The sequence below is a fragment of the Roseateles sp. genome (assembly GCF_019237615.1).
In the GTDB taxonomy this organism is placed as follows: domain Bacteria; phylum Pseudomonadota; class Gammaproteobacteria; order Burkholderiales; family Burkholderiaceae_C; genus Pelomonas.
In genome coordinates this window covers 1-12,311 of record NZ_JAFAGT010000076.1, presented here as the reverse complement: position 1 = coordinate 12,311, position 12,311 = coordinate 1, and the positions used below count along the sequence as shown (strand labels likewise).

Sequence of the window (12,311 nt, the reverse complement as noted above, 5' to 3'; positions counted from 1 at the left end):
TCTTACAATCCCGCCATTCTATGAAGCAGGTTAAAAAGTCCGTTCTGCTCTGGTACACGCCGCGGGAGATGTACGAGCTGGTCACCGCGGTCGAGCACTATCCCGAGTTCCTGCCCTGGTGCAACAAGGTCGACGTGCTGGCCCGCGACGGCGACATGGTCACGGCCCGCCTGCACCTGGCCTACGCGGGCGTGCGCCATGCCTTCACGACGCGCAACCGTAACGAGAACGGCCGCAGCGTGCGCATGGAACTGGTGGACGGCCCCTTCTCGCATCTCGAGGGCCTGTGGCAGCTGCTGCCGCTGAACAAGCCCGGTGCCGACGGCGAGGCGACGGCCTGCAAGATCGCCTTCGAGCTGAGCTATGCCTTCAGCAGCGGCGCGCTGGAGGCCGTCGTCAGTCCCGTCTTCGACCGCATCGCCAACACCTTCGTCGACAGCTTTGTGCAGCGCGCCGAAAGCCTGTATGGCCCGCGTTGAGCTGGTCTGGAGCCCGCGGGCCGGCGACGTGCAGCAGCGCTGGCTGGACGTGGAGGCGGGCAGCACCGTCGAGTCGGCGCTGCGGGGCTGCGCCGACTTCATGGCGGGGCAGAGCCAGCCCCTCGATCGGCTGCGCATCGGCATCTGGGGCCGCGTGCGGCCGCTGGCGACGCCGCTGCGCGAGCGCGACCGCATTGAGGTCTATCGCCCTCTGACCGTCGATCCCAAGGAGGCGCGGCGGCTGCGTTACGCCAAGCGTGGCGAGCGCATCGTGTCTCGGCACCGGCCGAAGTCGCGCAGCGAGTAGCGCCCGCCTACTTGCACTCGCTGGTGATGACGTCGCGGGCGCGGCCGACCTCGGCGGCGATCTGGGCTTCGTCCATGAAGACACGCTCGCCCTTGTCGTTGGTGCGGGTCAGCCGCGTGCCGCTCTGAAGGTCGCGCAGGTTGGCCTGGGCGCGGGCGCAGTTCTCGCGGCGCTGGGCGGCGACGCGGCGCTCCTCTTCCTTCTGCCGGGCGGCCTCACCCTCCTGCTCCTTCTTCAGGCGCGCCGCCGCCTCCAGTTCAGCCTTGCCGGGTGCACTGGCGGCGGGCTTGGGCGCGGACGCCGCGCTGGCCTGGGCCGCCACGGGCGAGACGACGATGGTTGGCCGGGCGGTGCTGGGGCGCTGAAGCACGTCCTTCTCTGGCGTGCCGGGCGGGGGCGGCAGGTCGCTGTACTGCACATTGCCCTTGGCGTCACGCCATTTCCACTGTGCCTGGGCAGCGCCCGCGGCGGCGAGGCAGAGCAGGGCGAGCAGGGCGTGGCGAAGGGCTTTGCGGGGCATCCGGTCAGTGTAGCGGCGCAGCCCTCCGTATAATGCCGCTTTGCGTCTGGAGCTTTCCTCATGCGCCTTCTCGGCAAAGCGCTCACCTTCGACGACGTTCTGTTGGTGCCAGCGTTCTCCCAGGTGTTGCCCCGCGACACCAGCCTTGCGACCCGCCTGTCGCGCAACATCCCCCTGAACCTGCCGCTGGTGTCCGCCGCCATGGACACCGTGACCGAGGCCCGTCTCGCGATCGCGATCGCGCAGGAGGGCGGCATCGGCATCGTGCACAAGAACCTCAGCGCCGAGGCCCAGGCGCGCGAGGTGGCCCGGGTCAAGCGCTACGAGAGCGGCGTCGTGCGCGAGCCGCTGACCATCACTCCGGACGCCACCGTGCGTGACGCCGTCGAACTGACCAAGCTGCACGGTTTCTCCGGCTTCCCGGTCGTCGAGGGCAGGCGTGTCGTGGGCATCGTCACCGGCCGCGACCTGCGCTTCGAGACGCGCATGGACGCCAAGGTCCACGAGATCATGACGCCCGCCGACCGCCTCATCACCGTCAAGGAAGGCGCGTCGCTGGACGAGGCCAAGGCGCTGATGCACAAGCACAAGCTGGAGCGCGTCGTCGTCGTCAACGACGCCTTCGAGCTGCGCGGCCTGATGACGGTGAAGGACATCACCAAGCAGACCAGCTTCCCCAACGCCGCCCGTGACAGCCACGGCAAGCTGCGCGTCGGCGCCGCCGTCGGCTTCGGCGACGACACCGAGCAGCGCGTGGAACTGCTGGTGCGCGCCGGCGTCGACGCCATCATCGTGGACACCGCCCACGGCCACAGCGCCGGCGTGCTGGAGCGCGTGCGCTGGGTCAAGCGGACCCATCCCCAGGTCGACGTCATCGGCGGCAACATCGCCACCGGCGCGGCGGCGCTGGCCCTCGTCGAGGCGGGGGCGGACGGCGTCAAGGTCGGCATCGGCCCTGGATCCATCTGCACGACCCGCATCGTCGCGGGCGTCGGCGTGCCGCAGATCACGGCTATCGACAACGTCGTGACGGCGCTGAAGGGCACCGGCGTGCCGGTCATCGCCGACGGCGGCATCCGTTACTCGGGCGACGTGGCCAAGGCCATCGCGGCCGGCGCGGACTGCGTCATGATGGGGGGCGCCTTCGCCGGCACCGAGGAAGCCCCGGGCGAGACCATCCTCTACCAGGGCCGCACCTTCAAGAGCTACCGCGGCATGGGCTCCATGGGCGCGATGGCCAAGGGCAGCGCGGACCGCTACTTCCAGGACACCTCGGCCAACAACCCCAACACGTCCAAGCTCGTGCCCGAGGGCATCGAGGGCCAGGTACCCTACAAGGGCTCGGTCGTGCAGGTCATCTTCCAGATGGCCGGCGGCCTGAAGGCGTCGATGCACTACTGCGGCTGCGGCACCATCGCTGACATGCAGAACAAGGCCGAGTTCGTCGAGATCACGACGGCGGGCATGCGCGAGAGCCATGTCCACGACGTGCAGATCACGAAGGAAGCGCCCAACTACCGCGCCGAATGAGCGTGGCACGGCAAGACGGGGCTTAGGCCCCGTTTGCCGTTTCTTGACCGTGGAGATCGAGTGAGCAGTCGCGTCACCTCCCCCGTGCAGCCCGGCAGGTCCGCGGGCATGGGTTTCATCATGCTGGCCGTGTTGATCGACATGATCTCCATCGGCCTCATCATCCCGGTGCTGCCGCCGCTGGTGGGCACGTTCACGCACAGTGAGTCCGAGCACACGCTGGCGCAGCTGTCGGTGACGCTGGCCTTCTGCGTCGCCAACTTCTTCGCGTCGCCCATCCTGGGCGGCCTGTCGGACCGCTTCGGCCGTCGCCGCGTGCTGTTGATCGGCTTCTGCGGGCTGGCGCTGAGCTTCTTCGTCACGGCCATGGCCTCGGCGCTGTGGATGCTGGTCGTCGTGCGGCTGTTCAGCGGCGCGATGCAGTCCAACATCGCCATCGCCAATGCCTACGTGGCCGACATCACGCCGCCCGAGCAGCGCGCCCAGCGCTACGGCCAGCTGGGCGCCACCTTCGGCATGGGCTTCATCCTCGGGCCCGTGCTCGGCGGGCTGCTGGGGCATGTCGACCTGCACCTGCCTTTCTACGTGGCCGGCTGCCTGGCGCTGCTGAACTGGTGCTATGGCTTCTTCGTGCTGCCCGAGTCGCTGCCTCCCGAGCATCGCCGTCCGTTCGACTGGCGCAAGGCCAACCCGCTTGCCGTGCTGGCACGCGTGCGCGGCCTGCGCGGCGTGGGCGCGCTGATCTACGTGATCTGCTTCAGCGGCCTGGCGCAGGTGATCGTGCAGAGCTGCTGGGTGCTCTACACCGGCCACCGCCTCGGCTGGGGTCCGCTGGACAACGGCCTGTCCCTGCTGACCGTGGGCGCCATGTCGGTGCTGATGCAGGGCGTGCTGCTGAAGCCGCTGATGAAGCTGCTGCCGCTGAACCGCCTGGTGACGATGGGGCTGGGCCTGTCGGTGCTGAGCAACCTGGGCGTGGCGCTCGCGACCCAGGGCTGGATGATCTACGCCAGCATCATTGTGGGCGGGCTGGGCTATGCCATCGGCCCCGCCCTGCAGAGCCAGATCTCCAGGGCCGCCAGTGCCAGCAACCAGGGCGAGACCATGGGCGCCGTGGCCGCGCTGAACAGCCTGATGGCCGTCATCGCGCCGCCGCTGGGCCTGGGCCTGATGTACCTCGTGGCCGACCTGCCCAAGACCGACATGCGCATAGGCGCACCGTTCTTCTTCATCGCCGCCCTGCAGGCGCTGTCGCTGTTCTTCGCCGTGCGCTACTTCGCCGCGCTGGCCGAACAGGGCGCCTCCGCCTCCGCTTCACCTGCCTCTTGAACCGCGCTATGCAACACGACAAAGTCCTCATCCTCGACTTCGGCTCCCAGGTCACCCAGCTCATCGCGCGCCGAGTGCGCGAGGCGGCCGTGTACTGCGAGATCCACCCGAACGACGTGTCCGACGACTTCATCCGCTCGTTCGCGCCCAAGGCCATCATCCTCAGCGGCAGCCACGCCTCCACCTACGAGGACCACGAGCTGCGCGCGCCGCAGGCCGTGTGGGACGCCGGCGTGCCGGTGCTGGGCATCTGCTACGGCATGCAGACCATGGCCGTTCAGCTGGGCGGCAGCGTCGAGTGGAGCGACCACCGCGAGTTCGGCTACGCGGAGGTGAGGGCGCATGGCCACACGCGGCTGTTGGACGGAATCCAGGACTTCGAGACGCCCGAGAAGCACGGCATGCTGAAGGTCTGGATGAGCCATGGCGACAAGGTCGCCGCGCTGCCGCCGGGCTTTAAGCTGATGGCATCCACGCCCAGTTGCCCCATCGCCGGCATGGCCAACGAGGAGAAGGGCTACTACGCCGTGCAGTTCCACCCCGAGGTCACGCATACGGTGCAGGGCGAGGCGCTGCTGCGCCGCTTCGTGCGCGACATCGCTGGCTGCCGTGGCGACTGGCAGATGGGCAGCTACATCGACGAGGCCGTCGCCAGGATCCGCGAGCAAGTCGGTGACGAGGAGGTCATCCTGGGCCTGTCCGGCGGCGTCGATTCCAGCGTGGCTGCCGCACTGATCCACCGCGCCATCGGCGACCAGCTCACCTGCGTCTTCGTCGACCATGGCCTGCTGCGCCTGAACGAGGGCCAGATGGTCATGGACATGTTTGCCGGCCGCCTACATGCCAAGGTCGTGCATGTGGACGCCAGCGCGCAGTTCCTTGGGCAGTTGGCCGGCGTGACCGACCCCGAACGCAAGCGCAAGATCATCGGCGCCGAGTTCGTCGAGGTCTTCCAGGCCGAGGCCAGGAAGCTGAAGAACGCCAAGTGGCTGGCTCAGGGCACCATCTACCCCGACGTGGTGGAGAGCGGCGGCACCAAGACCAAGAAGGCCACGACGATCAAGAGCCACCACAACGTCGGTGGCCTGCCCGAGACGCTGGGCCTGAAGCTGCTGGAGCCGCTGCGCGAGCTGTTCAAGGACGAGGTGCGCGCGCTGGGCGTGGCCCTGGGCCTGCCGCCCGACATGGTCTACCGCCACCCCTTCCCCGGCCCGGGCCTGGGCGTGCGCATCCTCGGCGAGGTCAGGAAGGACTACGCCGACCTGCTGCGCCGCGCTGATGCGATCTTCATCGAGGAACTGCGCAACACCATCGACCCGGCCAGCGGCAAGAGCTGGTATGCGCTGACCTCGCAGGCCTTCGCGGTGTTCCTGCCGGTGAAGAGCGTGGGCGTCATGGGCGATGGCCGCACCTACGACTACGTCGTCGCGCTGCGCGCCGTGCAGACCAGCGACTTCATGACGGCCGACTGGGCCGAACTTCCCTACAGCCTGCTGAAGAGGACGTCGGGCCGCATCATCAACGAGGTGCGCGGCATCAACCGCGTGACCTACGATGTGAGCAGCAAGCCGCCCGCGACTATCGAGTGGGAATGATCCCAACGCCTTCCGGGGCTATCGGGGACTATCGAAAATTCCTGATAAGTTGTTGACGTTCATGGAGCGAGATCGGGGATTCAGGGCATTGCGGCAGGGTGGCCGGCTGCCAGGCTCCGGCGTCGGCGTCGGCGTCGGCGTCGGAGGCGAGGTGGTGCCCCCTGGCGGGAAGGCGTCACCGCTCCCCAACGGTGGTGCTGGCTCGTGAGTTGGTGTCCGAAAAACGTCTACAGATTTGGGAAGTGGCCACGATACCCATCGCGCCGCGATCTCTGGGCCTTTGGTTTTGGAAAAGTCATATATATCGTAGCCAAACTACGGTTCATTGCATCAAGCCAAATTGACAATCGTTTGGAAAAGATGTATCAATCGCAGTATGGCTACGACTGGATCGAGCAAGTTAAACGCGCTCTACACCCGCCTGACCCCTGGAACGCCGCTGACCTCCGAGGATCTGGCGGCGCTGGGCATCTCGGCGGACCTGGCCGTGCACTACGTGCGTGCCGGCTGGCTCACGCGCCTGACGCGTGGGGTGTTTTGCCGCCCCAATGAGGTTCTCGCTTTGCACCCCAGCCTGATGCTGTTGCAGCGCCGATTCAAGGGCCTTCACGTGGGAGGCAAGACGGCGCTGGACTGGTATGGGCTGCGCCAGTACGTGGCGCAACAACCGGTGCTCCAGTTGTACGGCTGGGCGGCGGGCCATCTGCCGGAATGGTTCACCGAGCGCTTCCCCGCCGAATACCACCGCAAGCGTCTGTTCGATGAGCGCCCCGATGCCTTGCTGTACGTGGGGCCGTTCGAGAAGCGCAACGGGGCGCCGCAGGTGTCGGGGCCTGAGCGAGCGCTCTTGGAGTTGCTGAGCGACGTTGGCGTGCGACAGCCGCTGCAGGAAGCCCGGGAACTCGTGGAGAGCGCCTACAGCCTGCGCGCCGACGTGCTGCGCGAGTTGCTGCAGCGCTGCACGAGCGTCAAGACCGTGCGGCTGTGCCTGCAACTCGGCCGTGAGGCATCGCTGCCCTGGGTCGCCAAGCTCGATCCGGCTCAACTGCCCACGGGAAGCAGCCGGCCGTGGGTGTCTCAATCGGCCGACGGCCTCCTGGTCCTCAAGCCATGAACCAGACCTACCTCGACACTGCGCGCTTGTTGACACAGGTGGCGCCGCTGGTTTTCGTCGATGAGACCTTCGCGCTCAAGGGTGGCACGGCGATCAACCTTTTCGTGCGCGACATGCCGCGTCTGTCGGTGGACCTGGATCTGGTCTTGCCAGACCACACGCTGCCGCGCGATGAGGCGCTGGCGCGCATCAACGACGGGATTCGGCAGGCAGCCGAACGACTGAAGAAGCGAGGCTTCCAGATCCACGTGCCGGCGGCGGACGCGGGTGAGACCAAGCTGTTGGTGCGCCGCGGTTCTGTTCAGGTCAAGATCGAAGTGAATTTCGTGATGCGCGGGACCGTGCAGCCCGTACGTCAAGCGTCCCTCACACAGGTCGCTCGCGACGTGCTGATGGCCGACCTGGAGCTCCCCGTGGTGTCGCTGGAAGACGTGTACGGCGGGAAGCTGGTCGCGGCGATGGATCGGCAGCACCCGCGCGACCTGTTCGACGTCATGCAGCTCTTTGCGCACGAGGGCATCACACCAGGCATTCGGCGGGCTTTTGTGGTCTACCTGGCCAGCAGCAACCGTCCTGTCCACGAGGTGCTGTTCCCGCCGCTACGCGACGTCCGGCACGACTACGAGCACAACTTTCGGGGCATGACCACCGAGCCGGTGTCACTCGATGCCTTGCTCGCCGCCCGCGAGCGGCTGGTGCGCGAGCTTCAGCAAGGACTGGATGCGAACGAGCGGCGCTTCCTGTTGTCGCTGGTCACCGGTGTGCCTGAGTGGCCGCTGCTGGGCATCGCCCATCTCGAGCATCTGCCGGGTATTCGCTGGAAACTGCACAACCTGGCGCAACTGCAGAAATCCAATGCGAAGAAATTTGCCGAGCAGGCCGATACGTTGGCTGCGAAATTGGCTACTGTCGCTTTGCCAACTTCGGGAGCGACTCAAGCATGATTTCGCGAGAAGCACATCGGCGAAGTGTTATGAGCATTGGTGGTACCGTTCTCGCAGCTGACTATGGGTTCCTGTTCGCGCGTTGACCTATTTCTCCCGCGAGTGCTCCGGAGATACTCGTCGAAAAGAAACAATCGCTGCCAATTCCTTGAGCGGATCGCTAATTTTCATGACGCGTTCTAGATCTTCCGCTGAGGCCGCAAAGGTCCAAAGGTGATGCCCGGTCGCAAAGTACTGAATCTCGACTGAAGTCCCAGGAAATCGATCGGCAATTGTCGCTATGAACTGAGAGTAGTGTACTGGTCGTTCATACCCTTCACTAGGTGCAGCATCCTCCAGAACTGCTAGAGATTGTCCATTTCCCGATTGCAGATCGAGTAACCGAAATCCTTGCGTTGCAAAGGCGGCTATGAGTGCTGTCGCTTCGCCGTAATCACTGGGATCAGTATCCGGAAGGTACGCCTGCAGGTCGCCTGCATGGTTCAAATGAACAAGGCTACGGGATGTCCTCAACGCACCCACGCGGCAGACCAACTCTCGTGCCAGGTCCAGAAGTTCTGACCGTGTTAGAACGATCTGTTTTTGCGGTTGGGACTTTCCATATCTTGCGGCGATGGCATCACCTTGAATGCTGTAGGAGTGATGCTGGGCGATATTGCGCCACTGGTTGACACGAACTCCCCATGCGGCGGGTGTCAAGATCGAGGTGTCATTGAGTATTTTTTCCAGCCGTTCGCAAATATCACCAAAATCCTTTGCCGCTGTAGCTGCTTCATCCACGTTCTCGCCATGGGCGAGCACAAGAAGACAATAAAGCTCTTTGACATAGGGCTGCAGGTTCGATTCAATTAGTGTGCCCAGTGTTCGAAGCAATTCAAAGGCAAACTCGTCAAGTGAAAGCTCATCCTTTGGAACCTCGAATATGACCTGCAACGCATAGTTCCGCTGAGCCTCTTGGATCGCAGGTTCAAAGTGAGCCATGACCTCAAATGAGCGTTCACGATTCGCCGTGATCGCCTTCTCGCGGATGAGAAAGAGTCGATCAAGGATGTCTTTCCAGTCCTGCCGCGAAGAGAGGTGCGCAACATTTATCGCTTCACCTGCAAGGAAGTGCACTCAATGCCCGTGAATGCTGATGACAAGGCATAGAACCTTCCAGCTTGGCATCCGGGCCGAGCGATCGATAACGGAGTTTTGCACGATAACAGCACATATGTTATCGTGCGAGCATAAAGTTGATATCCAAAGTGCATGTCCGTCCTAGCCACCGCTGCTCGGCACTATCTCCAGGAGGTCTTGGGCATTGACGCGTCGGGCGGGAAGCCGTGGGCGCGTGCAAGCGAATTGCCGTACTTTCTGCGCGATGCCTTTCAGTTCAGCGAGTTGGAGTTGCTCGGGCAGCCCGTCGTCCTGGCGATAGGGCGCGGACAGTCCAAACAGTCCCTCAGCGACGTGCGCACATGGCTGTCCAAGGTCAAGGTCCTGGCCGGTCGGCCGGCGGTCTACGTCACTGACGCCCTGGCATCCTATGACCGTCGGCGGTTGATCGAGCAAAAAGTCCCGTTCCTTGTGCCGGGTAACCAGCTTTATCTTCCCGATCTGGGCATCGATCTGCGCGAGCACTTTCGCCAGCCTGCTCCGGCCGCAGAGGCGGGGTTGAGCCCATCTGCGCAGGCCATGCTGATCACGGCCTTGCTTCACCAGCCATGGCAGTCCGATTGGCAGCCCTCCAAGGTTGCCGTCGCCCTGGGCTACACGCCCATGACCCTGTCGCGCGCGGTCAGGGAACTGACCGCGGCCGGGCTGGCAACCAGCTACACGGTGGGCCGCTCGCGCTGGCTGCGAATGGAGCTCCCACCGAAGCAACTCTGGGAACGCGCGAAGCCTGCAATGCGGACGCCGGTCAGACGCACGATCTGGGCGGCTGCCAATGGAATCGTTGCCTCCCGGCTTGGTCGCATCGCGGGTCTGAGCGCACTCGCGCGCTACTCCATGTTGGCCGAGCCAAAGTGGCCGGTGTACGCCATGACCACCGCAGGCTGGAGGGCCGCGACAGATGCTGGTCTTCGGGAGTTGCCTGAGCCCGAAGCGGGCGCACAAGAGTGGCAGCTGTGGAATTACAGCCCGGCTCTGAAGCCAAATGCCGATACGGTGGATCCACTCTCGCTGATGCTCAGCCTGGAAGACAAGGTCGATGACCGAATCCAAATTGCGCTGGACGAACTGAAAGGGCAGCTTCCATGGTGAGAGGGCTGGACGTTTTCAGGAATGGTTTGCGGCATACGCCGATCAGTACGTGCTGATCGGCGGCACCGCCGCGAGCATGGCGATGGAAGAAGCCGGGCTGCCGTTCCGCGCCACCAAGGACCTGGACATCGTCCTGCACGTGGAGGCTCTGACCCCCGAATTCGGCGAGGCGTTCTGGAAGTTTGTCGAGGCTGGTGGCTACGAGATCCGCCAAGCCAGCGACACGGGGAAGCCAGTCTTCTATCGGTTTCAGAAGCCCGCCGATGAGCGATACCCGGTGATGGTCGAGCTGTTCGCGAGAGCACCGGATGGCTTGAAACCGGCCGAAGGCAGTCAGCTCACACCGATACCGCTGGACGAAGCCGTCTCCAGCCTGTCCGCCATCTTGCTGGAAGAGACCTACTACGCCTTCATCATGGCGGTGTGAACGGCGGTCAGGATCCGCTCTTATTCGGCGGTAAGGACGCGGTTTTGTTCGAAGGAGCGGCTCTCGACGGGCGGACGTCATCGATGACAGCGTCTTGAGTTCGCCCGTAGTGCCGCCCTGCAGGGCGGCACTACGGGCGCCGGGGCGGTAGGTCGCAGCCTCGTCGTGGCGACAATCAGAGTGAACGTCGGACCCACCACGCACGCGGTTCCCCAGCGGCGCGGTGCCTCAAGGAGTGCGCTTGGTCGATGCCGTCGGTCGCCTGTTCCTTTGCGCTCGCTGTCGTGAGCAGGTTGTGCCGTGCAGCAACTGCGACCGCGGCCAACGCTACTGTGGCCGGACTTGCTCCGAGGCTGTGCGCCGAGAGCGTCAACGCGAAGCCGGCCGACGGTATCAACGCAGCAGCAACGGTCGCGCCAATCATGCCGAGCGCTCTCGGCGATGGCGCCTGCGCCAAAGGGAGCAACGGCAATCGCCGGGCGCCACCGACGCCTTCTCAGCAGCTCCCGTGACGCATCACGGTTCGTCGGATGCGCGCGGCGCGGATCCAGGACCGCTGCCCAGCACCGAACCAGAACCCGCTCCCGCCACTGCCACGGGCGCAGCGCTGCTGCAGCTGTGTCCGAGTTGCGCCGGGTGGCTGCAACCGTTGGTGCGGCAAAACTTCCTTCGCCCGCGCCGCGCTGTCGCCAGCAAGCGCTTGGCAAGGGCTGGGCCGTGCCCTGCCCCGGACGACAAGGCGACCGAGCGCGGCTCGCCTCCTTCAAGACCATCCCCGTATCGAGTGCTGACATCGGGGGCGCTGCCGTGCTCGGTCGCGGCCAAAACCGCCTCCTCACCGCCGAATAAGCGCGGATCCTGACCGCCGCCTACATGGCGGGCCGCCGTGAAGTTGATGGCCTCCCCTGGGTCGGCGAAGACCGCTTGATCCCACTCAAGGCCATCGCGTGGCTGGAACTGACCGCGCGGAAAGAGCAGGGCGCCAAGGTGGACGCAAAGGACGTGCGCAAGCACCTCAACGACGTGCTGCGCCTGTCGCAACTGCTGGCGCCAGCCACACGTATTCCGGTCGACAAGAAGATCGGCGACGACATGACGCGGTTTCTTGTTGCCGTCGTCGTGAGCCGCCGATACGACCATCGACCCGAAGGCGCTGCAACTTGGCAGTGTCACCGCCGCCGAACTCGTGGCCCGCATCGCTCAGGCGTACGAGATTGAGCTGCCGCAGCAGAACGCGGCATGACGAGTAGAAAGAAAGCACTCCGAACTTACTCGGAAGCCGGCAGCCACGCAGGGCTGACAAAGCGGCGGCAACGCACCCTGACCAGCCCGCCAACCCGACGCGCCGCATGGTGTTTTACAGCTCCGAGTCGGGACGGTAAAAGCGCGCGGCATCACGTAGGCCCGTATAGTGATGTTTCGCGGTCGTTTTCGCAGCGGATGCGCACGTCGATCGCGCGATCAGGCGGCCGGCGATAGTTGACGATTGATGCGCTGGAGTAGTCGCCCGTCAAACCGGGGCCATCTCCTTTGCCAGGCAAAGCGCTCGTCTTCGGACGGTAGAACTGACGGTAAACACCGATGCTCAAGACAAGCAAAGCCAGTGTTCATGCGGGTTTCCGGCCCTCGGAAACCATCGAGTGGGAGTGAGGAATCGCTCGGCATTCCGGGCGCTGACTTGCGCCCATGGTGAGTGGTTGATGACGCAATACGACGTCTATCCCAACCCAAGCAACAGCGCAGCCAGCGGTATACCTTACGTGGTAGTGGTCCAGAGCGACCTGCTCGATGCTCTTGCCACACGGTTGGCCATACCGCT

13 protein-coding genes are annotated in these 12,311 nt (G+C 64.7%); 11 read left to right on the top strand and 2 right to left on the bottom strand.

The window, feature by feature from the left end; translation table 11 throughout:
* The first annotated feature begins 20 nt into the window (after positions 1 to 20).
* Both JOY88_RS15260 and JOY88_RS15255 read left to right on the top strand, forming a co-directional pair.
* Positions 21 to 479: a type II toxin-antitoxin system RatA family toxin gene (locus JOY88_RS15260; RefSeq protein ID WP_293503483.1), complete on the top strand. Its 459-nt coding sequence runs from the start codon at positions 21 to 23 to the stop codon at positions 477 to 479.
* Positions 466 to 786, top strand: coding sequence for an RnfH family protein (locus tag JOY88_RS15255; RefSeq protein ID WP_293503482.1), 321 nt, complete (start codon positions 466 to 468; stop codon positions 784 to 786). The genes JOY88_RS15260 and JOY88_RS15255 overlap by 14 nt, the downstream gene beginning before the upstream one ends.
* 7 nt (positions 787 to 793) lie before the next feature.
* Here the strand turns inward: JOY88_RS15255 and JOY88_RS15250 are convergent, their stop codons facing one another.
* The gene (locus JOY88_RS15250; RefSeq protein ID WP_293503481.1) at positions 794 to 1,306 is read right to left on the bottom strand and encodes a DUF4124 domain-containing protein; all 513 of its coding nucleotides are present in this window, start codon (positions 1,304 to 1,306) and stop codon (positions 794 to 796) included.
* A gap of 60 nt (positions 1,307 to 1,366) precedes the next feature.
* On the opposite strand from JOY88_RS15250, the gene guaB reads away from it, so the two are divergent.
* The 5 genes from guaB to JOY88_RS15225 all read left to right on the top strand — a co-directional run bounded on the left by guaB (position 1,367) and on the right by JOY88_RS15225 (position 7,818).
* Positions 1,367 to 2,836 (top strand): IMP dehydrogenase, encoded by a 1,470-nt coding sequence (guaB, locus tag JOY88_RS15245; RefSeq protein ID WP_293503480.1) that lies wholly within the window; start codon positions 1,367 to 1,369, stop codon positions 2,834 to 2,836.
* Between the two features lie 60 nt (positions 2,837 to 2,896).
* Positions 2,897 to 4,165, top strand: a complete 1,269-nt coding sequence (locus JOY88_RS15240) for an MFS transporter (RefSeq protein WP_293503479.1) — start codon at positions 2,897 to 2,899, stop codon at positions 4,163 to 4,165.
* Between the two features lie 8 nt (positions 4,166 to 4,173).
* Positions 4,174 to 5,760: a glutamine-hydrolyzing GMP synthase gene (gene guaA / locus JOY88_RS15235; protein WP_293503478.1), complete on the top strand. Its 1,587-nt coding sequence runs from the start codon at positions 4,174 to 4,176 to the stop codon at positions 5,758 to 5,760.
* A 376-nt stretch (positions 5,761 to 6,136) separates the two neighbouring features.
* Positions 6,137 to 6,874, top strand: a complete 738-nt coding sequence (locus JOY88_RS15230; protein ID WP_293503477.1) for a type IV toxin-antitoxin system AbiEi family antitoxin — start codon at positions 6,137 to 6,139, stop codon at positions 6,872 to 6,874.
* The gene (locus JOY88_RS15225; protein ID WP_293503476.1) at positions 6,871 to 7,818 is read left to right on the top strand and encodes a nucleotidyl transferase AbiEii/AbiGii toxin family protein; all 948 of its coding nucleotides are present in this window, start codon (positions 6,871 to 6,873) and stop codon (positions 7,816 to 7,818) included. The genes JOY88_RS15230 and JOY88_RS15225 overlap by 4 nt, the downstream gene beginning before the upstream one ends.
* An 87-nt stretch (positions 7,819 to 7,905) precedes the next feature.
* On the opposite strand, the gene JOY88_RS15220 is transcribed toward JOY88_RS15225, so the two are convergent.
* The gene (locus JOY88_RS15220; RefSeq protein ID WP_293503475.1) at positions 7,906 to 8,934 is read right to left on the bottom strand and encodes a hypothetical protein; all 1,029 of its coding nucleotides are present in this window, start codon (positions 8,932 to 8,934) and stop codon (positions 7,906 to 7,908) included.
* Between the two features lie 135 nt (positions 8,935 to 9,069).
* On the opposite strand from JOY88_RS15220, the gene JOY88_RS15215 reads away from it, so the two are divergent.
* The 4 genes from JOY88_RS15215 to JOY88_RS15200 all read left to right on the top strand — a co-directional run.
* Positions 9,070 to 10,065 carry a hypothetical protein gene (locus tag JOY88_RS15215; RefSeq protein WP_293503474.1) on the top strand — a complete coding sequence of 332 codons (996 nt, stop codon included), beginning with the start codon at positions 9,070 to 9,072 and terminating at the stop codon, positions 10,063 to 10,065.
* A gap of 49 nt (positions 10,066 to 10,114) precedes the next feature.
* Positions 10,115 to 10,492, top strand: coding sequence for a hypothetical protein (locus JOY88_RS15210; protein WP_293503473.1), 378 nt, complete (start codon positions 10,115 to 10,117; stop codon positions 10,490 to 10,492).
* Positions 10,493 to 11,416: 924 nt separating this feature from the next.
* A complete protein-coding gene (locus tag JOY88_RS15205) occupies positions 11,417 to 11,710 on the top strand; it encodes a hypothetical protein (protein ID WP_293503472.1) in 294 nt (97 codons plus the stop codon).
* 482 nt (positions 11,711 to 12,192) lie between these two features.
* On the top strand, positions 12,193 to 12,311 hold a 119-nt coding region (locus JOY88_RS15200), incomplete at its 3' end, for a CcdB family protein (protein ID WP_293503500.1).